The sequence below is a fragment of the Rhizobium leguminosarum genome (assembly GCF_001679785.1).
Classification (GTDB): Bacteria; Pseudomonadota; Alphaproteobacteria; order Rhizobiales; family Rhizobiaceae; genus Rhizobium; species Rhizobium leguminosarum_R.
The window spans coordinates 3160001-3175083 of record NZ_CP016286.1 but is presented as its reverse complement, the minus strand read 5'-3'; the positions used below and the strand labels follow the sequence as shown (position 1 = coordinate 3175083).

Here is a 15083-nt window from a genome sequence, read left to right as displayed (position 1 = left end):
GCCTTCTGGCGGAGCCGCGCTTTCCTCGATCTACCAAACAGCCAGTACCGGCTTTTCCAGCACCTTGCCCGTCACCACATCGGCAATCCCCCGATCAGTCTGATGCGGGCCGACATTGCAGGCGAGCGTTGCGCCGAAGCAGGCTTTGAAGACCAGATAGGGCGGCTTCCACATGACGATCTTTTCCATCGCTTTGCGAATGCCGGCGAAGGCCAGGGCTGTATCCCTCAGCGAGGCATCGGTCACCAGGCCGGAGAGCGGCAGCGGCAGCATCGCCTCGATCCTGCCGTCCTTGGCGACAGCCATGCCGCCGCCGGCTGATATGACGGCGTTGGCGGCGAGCGCCATGTCGCCGGCATTGCCGCCGAAGACGGTGAGGTTGTGGCTGTCATGCGAAACGGTGGTACAGAAGGCGCCGCGCCATTCACCCCAGCCGGTGAGGAAGCCGATGCGCGGGATGCCGTCGGTCTTGCCGTGGCGATGGGTGACTGAAATCATGGCGATGCCGGCCGGCGGCACGATGAAACCATCCCTGACCTCGGTTTCGGCCTCGCCCCATTGCGTGAAGCGCGGGCGGTCGATGGTAGCGACGCGGACGCGCTCCCCCTTCGCCGGAATGCGGAAATCATTCTCGGTCAGCGGCGGCAGCTTCACCGAATTAACAAGCGGCGCCGTATCGATCTGTTGGACGGCAACCTGCATGCTGCCGTCGCGGGCAATTATGCGGCCGCCTGATATGACGAGCCGCGCGCGGAATTCCGAGAGGTCTTCGAAGAGCACGATGTCGGCACGGCGGCCGGCGGCGACGAGGCCGAGATCGGAGCGCTTCAAACGTTGTGCGGCATTGAAGGTCGCGGCACGGATGGCCCATTCCGGCTTCATGCCGTAGCGCACCAGGCGCCTGATGACGTCGTCGAGGCCGCCGCCTTCATGGAGTTCGTCCGGAAAGACGTCGTCGGTGCAGAGCGTGACGGTCGGGGGCAGGTGGCCGAGACCGTTCAGCACCTCGACGAACTCCTGCAGCAGATGGTCGTGAGAGCCGCGCAGCTCGATCGTCAGGCCGGCGGAAAGCTTGGCGAGGAAATCGGCGCCGGAGGTAAGTTCGTGGTCGGAGGTGATGCCCGACGCCATGAAGGCGTTGAGATCGGCGCCTTCGAGGCCGCGGGCATGGCCGCAGACGAGCTTGCCGGCGGCAAGGCCGGCATTGACGATATCAGTCATGCGCGGATCGCCGTCGATGACGCCGCGCATATTCATCACTTCGGCGACGCCGCCGATGGCGGAGGAGTGCAGCATCTCGGTGATCATGGAGGCATCGAAATCGGCGCCGGCAAGTTCCAGGCCCGGCGCGGAGGGCACGCAGGAGGGCGCGAGCAGGATCATACGCAGCGGCAGGCTGCGCGCCGCCTCGATCGCCCAGCGCACGCCGTCGAGCCCATGGACATTGCCGAATTCATGCGGATCCCACACGATCGTCGTGACGCCGCGTGGCAAGACCGCGCTCGCATATTCGGCGGGTGTCACCATCGAACTTTCGATATGCATGTGCGTGTCGATCAGGCCTGGCGTCAGGATACTGCCCGCCGCATCGATGATCTCGACGGCATCCGTGCGGCTTGCCGGGGCATGAACGCTTGATATCAGCGCGCCGACGAGGCCGATATCGGCTTGCCGGGTGAGGCCCGTCACCGCATCGAGCAGCCGGCCGCCGGTGATCAGCATGTCGAAGGGGCCATCGCCGCGTGCAGCAGTGACGGCGCGGGCGCGCAAAGCGGGATCGTTGAGATCGGCGGGTTCTTGGCGAGCGGTGACGTTCATTTGCGGGCCTCGTTGACCAGGGCAGCGAGAATGATGACACGCGCCATGTCGGCATCGATGTCGGCGGCGAATTGAGTATTGAAGGTCGCATGCATGGCGCGGGTCTCGACGACGGTACGGCCACGGGTCAAGGCGCCCTGCAGCTCGATGTCGATACGGGCAGGGCGGAAGCTGACTATATCCGGAGCGACGAAGGCGACGGCGGCGGAAGGATCGTAAATTGCCATGGCCGGGCGGCCGCGGCTGGTGCCGATGCGGATATAACCCGAAAACATATCGGCGATCAGCTCGGCATTGGCGCCGCCGGCGTTGCGCACCGGCTCGGCGTCTTCGGGCCTCGCCAGCACCTTGCGGCAGAGGTCGAGATCGACCATGCGCAGCGGCAGGCCATGGGCGATGACGATCGAGAGGGCCTCGGGATCGGCGAGCGCGTTGAACTCGGCGGAGGCCGTATGGTTGCCTGACGTGACGCCGCCGCCCATCCAGACAAGTTCGGTGATGCGGGCGGCAAGATCGGGCCGGGCGAGCGCCACGGCGGCGATGTTGGTGAGCGGGCCAAGCGCCAGGATACGGTGCTGGCCTTTGCGCTCCAGCCAGCGGCAGAGTGCTGCGAAGGCATCGCTTTTGGCAAGGGCAGCCGCCTGCGGCAGGCTCCTGCCGATGGTGGGGATGCCGGTTTCGCCGAGGATCGCCTGAGCGGTTTCGAGCTTGCCGAGCACGGGCATGGCGCGGCCGGTGTGGATCGGGAACGTCCAGCCGAAGGCGCTGGCGGCGCCGGCGGCGTTTATCCTCACCTGCGGCAGCGGCGTATTGCCGAAGACCAGTGATATTCCGTCGATCTCGAATTCCGACTGTCCCACCACCAGAATGGCGGCGATGTCGTCGAAGCCCATGTCCGTGTCGATCCAGACGCCCATAATTTCACCCGAACCGTTTGAGGCTTGCCGCGCCGGCAACCGGCAGATCGAAGGCGAGCGCGGTATCGAGGAGGGGGGCTGCCGAGGCAATGAAAGCTTCTTTCATCTTACATGTTCTCCATCTCTGAAGTCTTTTGTGCCGGTTTCGCAGGCCCGGATGATTGGCGGACGACTAGCTGCATGGCGACGCGTTCGATCTTCGCGGTAACGAGCATGCCCTCCCGGATGCTGCTTGCTCTTATGGTATCCACCAGCGCCGACACCGCAATTTCGGCAATTCTATCCATGTCCATCCGGACCGTCGTCAGCGACGGCGTAACAACAGGCGACCAGATGAGGTCATCGAAGCCGGTGACACTGACGTCAGTGGGAATGTTGATACCTGCCTGCTGCAACTCCGTCAGCGCCCGCAGCGCCTGCAGGTCGGAGAGGGCTGCGAAGGCGGTGAAACCCTGCCTGACTTTTTCGGCGAGGCCGAGCGGGCAGTCGCCGCCGTTCTCCTGCTCCAGCCTGTCGATCCACAGCGTTTCCGAATGCATGCCCGGGCGCATGCCGGATCGGATGCCGCCGACGCGGTCGTTCTGGACGTTGGATTCCTGATTGTTGCCGATGATGAGGATACGGCGATGGCCGAGGCCTGCGAGGTGGCCGGCGATTTCGCGGCCGCCCTGCCAATGGTCGGCAGCGACGGTGTTGCCGGGCGTCGAGGGAGTGTCGATGACGGCGACCGGACAGGCGGCGGACGAAATGCGGGTGGCGCGGCGGGGAATGACGACCATGCCGTCGACGCCGCGCTCGACCAGCCGGTTGATTGCCTCGGCCTGGGCGGCGACATCACCGCGGGAATCGGCGATCAGCACGCCGTAACCTGCGGCGGAGGCTGCGAATTCTATCGCCTGCGCGATCTTCGGGAACAGCGGATTGGCGATGTCGGGCAGCACCAGGCCGAGGACGCGGCTGCGGCCGGTCCGTAGCGCCCGCCCGGCTTGACTCGGGACGTAGCCGAGCTCGGCTGCATGCTCACGGATCCTTTCGACCAGTTGGCCGGAAACCCGGCCCTTGCCGGAAAGCGCATTGGAAACCGTGGCGACGGAGACGCCGAGCGACGTTGCTATCCTGCTGAGGTTCGGTCCCGGGCGCGGTGCTGCCATAATCGACGATCACTCTGATTAATCGTTTAATCAGAGTGATAGCTCAGCTTTTCCGGCCTGTCGAATCCGAATTCATCTTATGCGCAGTTATTCGGTTACGACGCGCGGCGGATAAGAAAAAGCCCCGCGAGACGATCGCGAGGCTTTGTACTTTCAGATCGATTGAAGCAGCTGTCAGCCCTTGACAGAAACCTTCACCGCCGGTGCGGTGGTCTTGCCGCCGGGGGCGAAACCGCCGCCGATTGCAATGTTCAGCGAGACATAGTCCTTGGCCATCTGCTGGACGGCTGCGGCAAGGCTTGCCTGAGCGAGCGAAACCTGGCGCTGGGCGTCGAGAACGTCGAGCAGCGAAGAGGCGCCGTCCTTGTATGACGCTGTGGAAAGCTCGAGCGTTTCCTGCGTGGTCTTCACTTGGGCCTGAAGTGCTGCGACCGTGCGCGCGTCACGCCGGACGGCCGAAAGTGCATTCTCGACCTGTTCGACGGCGGACAGCACCGTCGACTTCCAGTTGAGATAGGCATTGGCGGCATTGGACTGTGCAGTTTTGACGTTGGCGCGCAGGGCGCCGCCGTCGAAAATCGGCAGATTGAGGGTCGGGCCGAAGGACCAGCCGGTCAGGCCGCCATGGACGCCGCGCTGGTTGATGTAGGACGGCGAGATCGAGCCGCTGAGCGAGATGCTCGGATAAAGCTGCGCCTGGGCAACGCCGATATTGGCCGTTGCGGCGGCGAGATCACGCTCCGCTACGCGAATGTCGGGACGGTTGCGGATCAGATCTGCCGGAATGCCGGAGGTGATGCCGCCGCGGAATACCGGCTGGCCACGGCCCTTCAGCAATTCATCGACGAGAGCCGAGGCCGGCAGGCCGAGCAGCGTGGCGATGTGATGGGCCGATATGCGGATGTTGGTTTCGAGGCCGGGAATTTCGGCGAGCGTCGACTGTACGAGACCTTCGGCCTGGACGACGTCAAGACGTGAGGCGGCGCCGGCTTCAAGCTGGAACTTGGTCAGTTCGTAGGTTTCCTGACGAGACTTCAGGTTGGCCCTCGAAAGCGCCAGGCGCTGCTGATAATAGCGAACGTCGATATAGCTCGAGACGAGATCCTGCACGAGGGTCAGCTTGGCAACATCAGCGGATGCGTATGCTGAATCGAGCGACGCAAGCGCGCTCTCGGTGCTGCGCTTGTAAAGGCCGAAGAGGTCGAGCAGCCAGCTCAGCTGGACGTCGCCGGCACTGGTGTTGCGCGTGTCGAACTGTGTGCGCAGCTCGCCCCTCTGGCCGCTGATCGTGTGCGAAGCGCCGACGTTCAGGTTCGGCAGGCCGCCGGCGCCAGCGGCGGTGACGTTGGCGGTAGCCGCATTGATGCGTTCGATCGCCTGCTGGACGGTCAGGTTCTGATCGAGTCCGGCCTGGACATAGCCATTCAGTTTGGGATCGCTGAAGGCGGTCCACCAGGCTGCGGTTGCAACATCGCCTACACTCTTCGTTCCGCCTTCTCCGAATTTGGCGGGCAGCGGCATTTCAGGAGGAGCATGATCCGGGCCTACGACGCAGCCCGACAACAATAACAATAATGCCGGTGTGGCAAAACGAAGAGATACCATTCATTTCATCCTGTACTCGAGCAAGTCAATTCTTGTCCGACGCTTCATGCTTCACTATCGCCGCCGCGCCTCGTCATACCAAAAAAACACACCGAAGCAGTCGGGCGCAATGTAGCAACGGGAACTGCATTATCACAGTGCATTTATATCACAGTCCTGCCGCATTTTTGGCGCGTGTGGCAAAGATGCGTCGAATGACGACGAAAAACGACGGCACGAAGAAAATTCCGAGCAGCGTCGCCGCCAGCATGCCGCCGAGAACGCCGATACCGATGGCATTCTGCGCCGCCGAGCCCGCGCCTGTCGCGATCGCCAGCGGCACGACGCCGAGAATGAAGGCAAGCGAGGTCATGATGATCGGCCGCAGCCGCAATCTCGCCGCTTCCAATGTTGCCTCGTAGAGCCCCATGCCGCTTTCCATGCGGTCCTTGGCGAATTCGACGATCAGGATGGCGTTCTTCGCCGCCAACCCAATGGTAGTCAGCAAGCCGACCTTGAAATAGACGTCGTTTGCCTGGCCGAAGACGGTTGCCGCCGTCAGCGCCCCGAGAATACCGACAGGCACTGCCATGATCACCGAGAAGGGGATCGACCAGCTTTCATAAAGCGCTGCCAGGCAGAGGAAGACAACGAGAACCGAGATCGCGTAAAGCATTGGCGCCTGCGAACCGGACAGCCGCTCCTGATAGGAGATGCCCTGCCACGCCACTGTATAACCGCCGCCGAGCTCACTGGTCAGCGCTTCCATTTCGTTCATCGCATCGCCGGAAGAAACCCCGGGTGCGGAAGCGCCGTCGAGTGGAATGGCGCTGACGGCATTGAAGCGGGCAAGCGAGGGCGCCCCCTTCACCCACTCCGTGCGGGTAAAGGCGGAGAAGGGCACCATTTCGCCGTCATTGTTGCGGGCGTACCAGTGGTTGAGATCGCTCGGCTGCATGCGGAAGGGCGCATCGCCCTCGACGTAGACCGGTTTGATCTCGCCGTTCAGCGTGAAGTCGTTGACGTCACGGCCGGTGAAGATGATCGACAGCATCGAATTGACCGAGGTGATGTCGACGCCCATGGCGCCGATCTTTTCCTGATCGAGCACGATGCGCATCTGCGGCTCGACTTCCTTGTTGCTGCTGCGCAGCGCCACGATCTTGCCCGAGCTATTGCCCATCTGGATCAGCCGCTTGGAGGCGGCCGTCAGGGCGTCGTTGCCATGGCCGCCGGTGTCGACGAGATACATGGAGAAGCCGCTCGACACGCCGAGACCCTGGATCGCCGGCGGCAGAAGCGCGAAGACCTGCGCCTCGCGGATCGCAAAGAAATTGCCAAGCGCACGGTTGACGACCGATTGGGCGCTCAGCGTCGGATCGGTGCGCTGTGCGAAATCCTTGAGCTTGGTGAAGACGATGGCGCTGTTCTGGCCAGAACCACTGAAGCCGAAGCCGAGTGCGCCGAATACGGAATCGACGGCGTCCTTCTCGTTTTCACGATAATATTTCTCGACCTTTTCGACGACGGCCTGGGTCTGCTGCGTGGTCGAGCCCGGCGGCGTGGTGACGATGGTCAACAGGACGCCCTGGTCTTCCTGCGGCAGGAAGGAGCTCGGCAGGCGGGTGAAGAGATAGGCGCAGCCGGCGCCGACCAGAAGGAAGACCAGCATGGCGCGGATCGGCCGCTTCAGCAGATAGCCGATGGCGCTGATATAGCCGTTGGTCGAGCGCGTGAAGTTGCGGTTGAACCAGTCGCCGACGCGGTGCTTCCTGTGTTCGCCGACCGGCTTCAGCATCGTGGCGCAAAGTGCGGGCGTCAGTACGAGGGCGACGAGTGCCGACAGCAGCATGGCCGAGACGATGGTGATCGAGAACTGGCGATAGATGATGCCGGTCGAACCGCCGAAGAAGGCCATCGGAATGAAGACGGCAGTGAGGACGAGCGCGATACCGACAATGGCGCCGGTGATCTCCCCCATCGATTTTTCCGTCGCCTCGAGCGGCGAAAGCTTTTCTTCGGACATGATGCGTTCGACGTTTTCGACGACGACGATCGCGTCGTCGACAAGAAGACCGATCGCCAACACCATGGCGAACATCGTCAAGGTATTGATCGAGTAGCCGGTGACCGCCAGCACCCCGAAGGTGCCGAGCAGCACCACGGGAACGGCAATCGTCGGGATCAGCGTCGCGCGGAGATTCTGCAGGAAGACGAGCAGCACCACGAAGACGAGCACGATCGCCTCGATCAGCGTGTGCACGACCTTCTCGATCGACAGTTCCACGAAGGGCGTGGTGTCGTAGGGATAGGTGATCTCGACACCTGCCGGCAGTCCGCGGCCGATAACCTCGAGCGCGGAGCGCACGCGGGTGGCGGTATCGATGGCGTTGGCGCCGATTGCAAGGTTGACGGCGAAACCGGTCGATGGCTGGCCGTTGTAGCGCGAACTGCCGCCGTAGCTTTCCTGGCCGATCTCGATGCGCGAGACGTCGCTCAAGCGCACCGTCGCGCCGTCCTTTTCGACCTTCAGGATGATGTGCTCGAAATCGGCGACGGTGGTCAGCTGGCTTTGGGCGGTGATGGTGACGTTGATCTGCTGGCCGGGGATCGTCGGCTGCGCACCGAGCGAACCGACGGAAACCTGGGTATTCTGCGCCTGGATGGCAGACGTCACGTCGCTCGGTGTCAACTGGTATTTCAGCAGCTTGAACGGATCGAGCCAGACGCGCATGGCGTATCCCGAACCGAAGACATTGATGCTGCCGACGCCTTCCAGGCGCTGGATCTGATCCTCGATCGAGGTCGACATGATATTGCCGAGGTCGACGGAGTTGCGCTTGCCGTCGGTCGAAACGAGCGAGCCGACGAGAAGGATGCTCGAGGTCGAGCGGGTGACGCTGATGCCGGCATCGATGACGTCGCCTGGAAGCTGCGACTGAACCAGTTGCAGCTTGTTCTGCACCTGCACCTGGGCGATATCGGGGTCGGCGCTCGTCCCGAAGGTGAGCTGGATGCTGGCCGAACCCGTCGATGAGGTCGAGGTCATGTAGGTGAGGTCGTCGAGGCCGGTCATGCCGTCCTCGATGATCGTCGTCACCGACTTCTCGACAGTCTCGGCGCTGGCGCCGCGATAGGTGGCGTTGATGCGAACCGTCGTCGGGGCGATGTCGGGATATTGCGAGATCGACAGCGTGAAGATCGCCAGCAGGCCAGCAAGCATGATGGTGATCGCAATGACCCAGGCGAAGATCGGACGTCGGATGAAAAACTTGGCCATCGGTTGTTCCTGTGCGGCTGAGGCGGTGACGATGCGGGGCTGCAGCGACTATTTCGCTGCGGGCTTCTGCGCGTCACCCGCCGCGGGCTGCTCGGCAGGCACGACCACGCCGGTGTCGTTGATCTTCATCGGGACCGGCTTCACCGGCATGCCTGAGGTGATCGATTGCAGGCCGCTGACGATCAGTTGATCGCCGTCCTTGATGCCTTCGGTCACGAGCCAAAAATTGTTGGAGGGCGAGCTGTTCTCGAAGGCGCGGGTTTCGACCTTGCCGTCGGCGGAAATGAACTGTGCCGTCAACCGGCCGTTGGCGTCACGGCTCGTCGCCAGCTGCGGCAGCGCATAACCGGCCTCGGCGCCGAGCTCGACGGTTGCGCGGACATACATGCCGGGCAGCACGATACGGTCGGGATTGGGAAAGAGCACGCGGATGATGAAGGTGCCCGTGGTCTCACTGACCACCTGCTTCGACATGTCGAGCTTGCCCTGCTGGTTGTATTCCTTGCCGTTTTCCAGGATCAGATGGAAGACCACGTTGGCTTCGCCCTTGATGTCGCCGGCGGCCATCGCATCGCGCAGTTTCAAGAGGTTGGTGCTCGATTCCGTCAGCGAGATGTAGATCGGATCGAGTTGGCGGATCGTCGTCAGCGCCGTCGTCTGGTTGGCCGAGACGACGTTGCCGACATTAACGGCCGTCTGGTCGATGATGCCATCAAAGGGGGCGACGATCCTGGTGTGGTCGAGGTCGATCTGTGCAGCGGAAAGCGAGGCCTTCGCCGACTCGACTTCGGCCTTGGCCTGGAGCAGCGTCGTCTTGGCTGTTTCGAATTCGATCTGGGTGGCGCCGCTGCCGACGAGGCGCTGGTAGCGGTCGAGATTGCTTTCAGCGCTCGGCACGCTCGCCTGCGCCTTGGAGATCGCCGCCTTGGCCTGCTCGACGGCAGCGATATAGGGTGCATCCTCGATCTGGTAGAGAAGGTCGCCCTTCTTGATTTCGCCGCCGTCCTTAAAGGCGACCTCGCGGATCAGGCCGCTAACCTGCGGCCGAATATCGGCGGTCTGAAATGTCTCGGCACGGCCAGGCAGGATCGTGGTGATCGGGAACGTGCCCTTCGTCAACGCGATCACGCCGACGGGGGCAGCCTGCTGCGCCGCGCCTGCACCCGCATTGCCGGCGGGCTTGGAGCCACTGTCGCTGCAAGCGGCGAGAAGGGCTGCGAATGCCAGGGCCGAGGAGGTGAGGAGGGCACGCCGTATCATGCTGAATTCCTGTGCGGTGGCAATCGCCGTTCAATCTACGAGCTCGGGCCTGCGGGCTCGGCTTGATCGAGCGCAGGCTTATATAAGCGTCAGGATTGGGTTGGCTTCAAATGCCGTCATCCGAATTTTAAGAAAAGCTTTACGAAGTGACGTAATTCAGCAATCATCACTTAGCAAGCGCTATTTTGCAGTGCGGCATGGACGAAACACACGATTTTTTCGGCGCGGTGCACGAGCGTCTCCTTGTCGTCGCGAGCGATCAGGACAGGGTGCAGCACGCAGGCGAGGACGTCTGCCACCGTATGCGCCGCGCTTTCGGGATCGCGGCAATGATAACTTCCCTCGGCCATGCCTTCGCGGATGATCTCGCCGAGCTTCGCCTCAATGCGGGCGCGATAACGATTGCCGGCCTCGAGTTTGGCTTCGATCGTCGAAAGCACCATTTCGAAGATATAAGGGTTCTTCTGGATGTCCTGCAGGTGGCTTTCCAGCAGGCGCAGGATGAAGCGGAGCAGTTGTTCCTTTGGCGGCAGCTTCTCATCGAAGGCGGCGAAGCGCTCGGCGGCATCGTCGAGATGGCGTCCGGCGATCGCATCGACGAGTGCCACCTTGGAACGGAAATGCTTGAAGACATTGGCGGGCGACATGTGAAGAGCGCCGGCGATATCGGCGATCGACACCGCGACGAAGCCGCGCTCGCGAAACAGCATCTCCGCCATGGAGAGAATGTCTTCCCGCGTTTCCTCGGCCTTGCGTCTTGGCCTTCTTACCATCTGTTCCCCGCCGGGCTGAGCCCGATACCCCTTTTTTTCGATGCTAGCGCATAACCCCAAAAATCGGAATCGATTTTCGGAAAGGATTATGCGCCAATTCAAAGTGATAGAGCGTCCTTAGCGCGTCCTGTTGGACGCGCGGCGCTCTAGCGCGATTGGGCGAAACGCCGCAAGCTGATGAACGGCTTGGCGGCCTTCGTGTTCGCCTTTTCAAGGAAAGTAGCGGGCGAGGTTGTTTCGGACACGGGCAAGCGGGGTCTCGCCGCTATCATCGGGAGCGAAGCGCTCGCCGGTGATCGCCTCGTAGGCTTTGATGTAGACGGCCGAGGTCTGCTCGATCAGTTCGGCGGGGATTTCCGGGATCTCGTCCTTATAGGGGTCGCAGCGCTCCGCCACCCAGGCGCGGACAAAATCCTTGTCGAAACTTTCCGGGCGTTTTCCGGCGGCAAAGCTTGCCGGATAGCTTTCGACAAGCCAGTAGCGGCTACTGTCCGGCGTGTGGATCTCGTCGGCGAGGATAATGTTGCCGTCACCATCGGTGCCGAACTCGTATTTGGTATCGACCAGGATCAGCCCGTTTTTCGCCGCCATCTCCTGGCCACGGGCAAAGAGGGCGAGCGCATAGGTCGACAGCGTCTGCCATTGTTCATTGGTGAGAAGGCCACGCGTGACGATTTCGGCCGGGGTCAGCGGCTCATCGTGGCCGCCGTCGAATTCCTTGCTGGTCGGCGTGATGACGGGTTCCGGCAGGATCTGGTTGTCGCGCATGCCGTCGGGCAGGCGCATGCCGTACATCTCGCGTTCGCCCTTCTTATAAAGCGTCAGGATCGAGGTGCCGGTGGTGCCGGCGAGATAACCGCGCACGACGACCTCGACCGGCAGGATGTCGAGCCGCTTGCCGATGACGACATTCGGATCGGGATAGTCGAGAACGTGGTTCGGGCAGATGTCCTTCGTCGCCTCGAACCAGTAGCGCGCCGTCTGCGTCAGTACCTCGCCCTTGTAAGGGATGCAGGTGAGGATGCGATCGAAAGCGCTTAGCCGGTCGGTGCTGATAATAATGCGGCGTCCGTCCGGAAGATCGTAATTCTCGCGCACCTTGCCGCGATAATAGTTCGGCAATTCCGGGAAATGGGCTTCAGAGAGAATTCGCACGGTGCTCGACTGTCCTTCATTATTGGGTGAGGACTTCCTGCTCTAGTTTCATTGCTGGGGAAGTCAAGCCGATCGGGTATCGCATCACAGCCAGAACAGACCGGTAAGAAGCAGGGCGAGGCCGTAACTTGAGACGGCAAGCGGCCAGCCGGCGCGCAGGAAATCACGGAAGCGGTAGCCGCCGATGCCCATTGCCAGCGTGTTGTTGTGATGGCCGAAGGGTGTCAGGAAATCGAGCGACGCGCCGGCGGCGACCGCGATCAGATAGGCGTCAGGCGCATGCCTGCCGGCTCTTGCGAATTCCAGTGCGATCGGGGTCAGGACGATTGCGACCGACGCGTTGTTGACAAAAGGCGTCAATGCCATGGCGAGGAAGAGGATGAGGGCGATGCCGAAGAGTGGATGGGTGATCGGCACGACGAGGCTCAGCCAGCCGGCAATGGTTTCGGCCGCTCCGGTGCTTGCCACCGCCTGGCCGATCGGGATCATCGCCGCCAGCATGATGATGATCGGCCAGTTGAGATCGGCCATCGCCTGACGGATGTTCAGATGATTGAGCAGAGCGAGCACGAGCACGACGCCGGCAAAAGCGACGTCCGGACGCAGGCCGGCCGCCGAGGCGGCGACGCCACAGGCAAAGAGCGCGAAGGGCCGCCAGGATAGGAGCGCCGGTTCGCTCTGTGTTGTCGAGGCGAGCGGCAGGCACTCGCTTTCCTCCAACGCTTCGCCGATTGCAATGCGCGGCCCCTCCAGCGTCAATATATCGCCGATCGACAATTGCAGGTCGAGGAAGCGGCCCTCGATGCGTGGCGCGCGCATGGAAAGGGCGGTGACAGCAACGCCGCGAGAATGGAAGACTTCAAGCGAGCGGACGCGCGAACCGACCAGCGTGCTTTCCGGCATGACCACGGCTTCGATACGGGTGAAATCCGGCTGCAGACCAAGCGCGTGGGCGTCGGCTATCAGCGCCCGTGTGGCGGCAAGATCGGCAAAAGTCGCATCGGCGCCCTCGGCAAGCAGTACGTCGCCGGGTTCGATCACCAATTGGTCGAGCGGACCGAACGCAAAGTTGTCGTCACGGATCAGCGCGTACGGCTTGATGGCGAACCGTGCCGGGCAATCGGTAAGCCTTACGCCGATCAGCGGTGAGACGTCAGGGATGCGACGCTCGACGATGATGCGCCGCGCCGCCGGGGAGATCGTTGCGGGTGTTTCGTCCGGTTCCGGAAACAGGTGCTGCACGCGAAAGGCGATGAGCAGAATGCCGGCGATGGCGACCGGCAGGCCGACATAGGCGAAATCGAAGAAGTGAAAGCCGGTTCCGGTCGCCTTGGCGAGCGCATCGCTGACGAGCAGGTTGGCCGGCGTGCCGATCAGCGAAACGAGGCCGCCGAGCAGGGCCGCGAACGAGACCGGCATGACGAGCTGGCGGCGGGGGATCGTCAGGACCGTGCCGAGACGTAGCGCGACCGGCAAGGTGATCGCAAAGGCGCCGATATTATTCATGAAGATGGAGATGAAGCCGGCGAGCGCGGACGTGCCGGCGATGACCTTGAAGCCCGAAGGTCTTGCAGCAGCGAAACGGGCGGCGAGACTGTCGAAGAGCCTGGCGCGCGCCAGCACCTGGACGATCAGCAGGATCTCGACGACGGTGATGACGACGGGACTGGCGAAGCCCGTGAAGATCTGATCGGCGGGATAAAGGCCGAGCGCATACCCGCCAAGCAGGCCGGCGATCGAGACCACCTCGATGCGGATGCGATCGAGCGCGAAGAGAATGAGCATCGCCAGCAGAAGGATCAGCAGGGATGCTTGCTCGAACGACATGGGCGGGTCCGTTGTTTCATCGATCAGGCGGGACTGTAATCGTTCCTCATGCGCTGTACAGAGGCGCCTTCAGCCAAAGATTGAACAATCCTCATATCGCGCGCCAGGCTGGTGGTGCCTGCCACCGGCCTCTGGCGTTCCGCTGCAGAATGGGGGTTGCGAAGACGCCGACGGTTCGCGCGATCCATTGCGGCCCGGCGGCTGCGAGGCTTTCGCGCCAGCGCTCCGATTGCAGCATAGCCGCACCGATGACGACGGGTTCGATGCCGCAGCCTGTCAGCAGATGAAGACCGGCGACGATCGAGGCGCCGCTGGAAATGACGTCATCTATGAGTGCGACGCGTCGTCCCTGAAGCAGCGGCAGCATGCGCGGATCGATATAGAGACGTTTTTGCTGTGTCGGGGTGGTGATCGAAGACAGGGCGACGGAGAGCTCGTCGCGATACCAGAATTTACGCGAGGTGCCGAGCGGAGCGTAGCGGTCATGGCCGAGCTTCTGCGCCACGGCGGCGGCCAGCGTCAGGCCGAGCGTCGGCAAGCCGGCGACGACATCGATGCGCGTGGGCCTGATCTTTTCGGCGAGGCTTTCGGCGAGCGCATCGAGCACGGCGAAGCTCGCCTGGTTGACAATCAGCGAGGCGAGAGCCTGGCCGCCATCCACCAGCTCACGGATCGGCAGGCGAAGCTGGCGGCCGTCTTCGAGCGTGGCGACATAGAAGGAGGTAAATTCCCCATCGCCGGCAAAGGTGCGGGGCGGGTGAAGCTCCTGCCAGAAATCGTGCGGCGCCATCTCCGTCACACCAGTCAATTGCGCCTCGTCCTTTCCATGCCGGTTTTCCGGCGCAGCGCCTGCAATTCCGGTTCGGTCAGCGCACGCACGGCGCCTTTCGGCAGTGCGCCGAGTTCGAGCCCACCGATTGCGACGCGCACGAGGCGCAGGCATTCGGTGCCGAGCGCCTCCAGCATGCGGCGGATCTGGCGGTTGCGGCCCTCGTCGAGCTCGACCTCGATCCATGAATTCCTGTCGCCCTGGCGCAGGCGCCGCGCGGCCGTTGCCGTCAGCAGCTCGCCGTCGTGGCGGATGCCCGATGTCATGGCGGCAATGTCTTCGTCGTCCATGATCCGGTCGATCTGGACATGATAGGTCTTCGTCACATGCGTGACCGGATCGAGCAGGATCTGGGCGAATTCGGTGTCGTTGGTGAAAAGCAGCAGGCCCTCGCTCGCCTTGTCGAGCCGGCCGACCGGAGAGAGATGCGGGATGTCGAAATCCCTGAGGCAATCATAGACCGTCGGCCTGCCTTCGGGATCGTGGCGG

The 15083-nt window shown here is 62.7% G+C and carries 11 protein-coding genes (1 of these 11 cut by a window edge); all 11 read right to left on the bottom strand.

The window, feature by feature from the left end:
• Positions 1-30: 30 nt before the first annotated feature.
• Positions 31-1818 carry an adenine deaminase gene (locus tag BA011_RS15670; protein WP_065281133.1) on the bottom strand — a complete coding sequence of 596 codons (1788 nt, stop codon included), beginning with the start codon at positions 1816-1818 and terminating at the stop codon, positions 31-33.
• The gene (locus tag BA011_RS15665; protein WP_065281132.1) at positions 1815-2735 is read right to left on the bottom strand and encodes a nucleoside hydrolase; all 921 of its coding nucleotides are present in this window, start codon (positions 2733-2735) and stop codon (positions 1815-1817) included. The genes BA011_RS15670 and BA011_RS15665 overlap by 4 nt, the downstream gene beginning before the upstream one ends.
• Positions 2736-2842: 107 nt before the next feature.
• On the bottom strand, positions 2843-3886 hold the full coding sequence (locus BA011_RS15660) for a LacI family DNA-binding transcriptional regulator (RefSeq protein WP_065281131.1): 1044 nt from the start codon (positions 3884-3886) through the stop codon (positions 2843-2845).
• Positions 3887-4060: 174 nt separating this feature from the next.
• Entirely contained in the window at positions 4061-5491 is a 1431-nt protein-coding gene (locus tag BA011_RS15655; RefSeq protein WP_065281130.1) for an efflux transporter outer membrane subunit, read from the bottom strand.
• A gap of 148 nt (positions 5492-5639) precedes the next feature.
• Complete coding sequence (locus BA011_RS15650) at positions 5640-8750, bottom strand: efflux RND transporter permease subunit (RefSeq protein WP_065281129.1); 3111 nt, start codon at positions 8748-8750, stop codon at positions 5640-5642.
• A gap of 48 nt (positions 8751-8798) precedes the next feature.
• Positions 8799-10010 (bottom strand): efflux RND transporter periplasmic adaptor subunit, encoded by a 1212-nt coding sequence (locus BA011_RS15645; RefSeq protein ID WP_065281128.1) that lies wholly within the window; start codon positions 10008-10010, stop codon positions 8799-8801.
• A 170-nt stretch (positions 10011-10180) separates the two neighbouring features.
• The gene (locus BA011_RS15640) at positions 10181-10783 is read right to left on the bottom strand and encodes a TetR family transcriptional regulator (RefSeq protein WP_012758802.1); all 603 of its coding nucleotides are present in this window, start codon (positions 10781-10783) and stop codon (positions 10181-10183) included.
• 210 nt (positions 10784-10993) lie between these two features.
• The gene (locus BA011_RS15635; protein ID WP_065281127.1) at positions 10994-11938 is read right to left on the bottom strand and encodes a phosphoribosylaminoimidazolesuccinocarboxamide synthase; all 945 of its coding nucleotides are present in this window, start codon (positions 11936-11938) and stop codon (positions 10994-10996) included.
• Between the two features lie 84 nt (positions 11939-12022).
• On the bottom strand, positions 12023-13765 hold the full coding sequence (locus tag BA011_RS15630) for an SLC13 family permease (RefSeq protein WP_065281126.1): 1743 nt from the start codon (positions 13763-13765) through the stop codon (positions 12023-12025).
• A gap of 91 nt (positions 13766-13856) precedes the next feature.
• The gene (locus BA011_RS15625) at positions 13857-14555 is read right to left on the bottom strand and encodes a phosphoribosyltransferase (RefSeq protein ID WP_065281125.1); all 699 of its coding nucleotides are present in this window, start codon (positions 14553-14555) and stop codon (positions 13857-13859) included.
• A gap of 14 nt (positions 14556-14569) precedes the next feature.
• Positions 14570-15083, bottom strand: partial view of a pseudouridine synthase gene (locus BA011_RS15620; protein WP_065281124.1) — the 3' portion only. The gene runs 293 nt beyond the window's last position; only the last 514 of its 807 coding nucleotides appear in the window; its start codon lies off the right edge, out of view; it ends in the stop codon at positions 14570-14572.

Bases quoted from the DNA above. Each gene is read 5' to 3' on its own strand.
- BA011_RS15665 (WP_065281132.1), bottom strand. From the start codon at position 2,735: ATGGGCGTCTGGATCGACACGGACATGGGCTTCGACGACATCGCCGCC.
- BA011_RS15625 (WP_065281125.1), bottom strand. From the start codon at position 14,555: ATGGCGCCGCACGATTTCTGGCAGGAGCTTCACCCGCCCCGCACCTTT.
- BA011_RS15640 (WP_012758802.1), bottom strand. From the start codon at position 10,783: ATGGTAAGAAGGCCAAGACGCAAGGCCGAGGAAACGCGGGAAGACATT.
- BA011_RS15650 (WP_065281129.1), bottom strand. From the start codon at position 8,750: ATGGCCAAGTTTTTCATCCGACGTCCGATCTTCGCCTGGGTCATTGCG.
- BA011_RS15655 (WP_065281130.1), bottom strand. From the start codon at position 5,491: ATGGTATCTCTTCGTTTTGCCACACCGGCATTATTGTTATTGTTGTCG.
- BA011_RS15630 (WP_065281126.1), bottom strand. From the start codon at position 13,765: ATGTCGTTCGAGCAAGCATCCCTGCTGATCCTTCTGCTGGCGATGCTC.
- BA011_RS15660 (WP_065281131.1), bottom strand. From the start codon at position 3,886: ATGGCAGCACCGCGCCCGGGACCGAACCTCAGCAGGATAGCAACGTCG.
- BA011_RS15645 (WP_065281128.1), bottom strand. From the start codon at position 10,010: ATGATACGGCGTGCCCTCCTCACCTCCTCGGCCCTGGCATTCGCAGCC.
- BA011_RS15670 (WP_065281133.1), bottom strand. From the start codon at position 1,818: ATGAACGTCACCGCTCGCCAAGAACCCGCCGATCTCAACGATCCCGCT.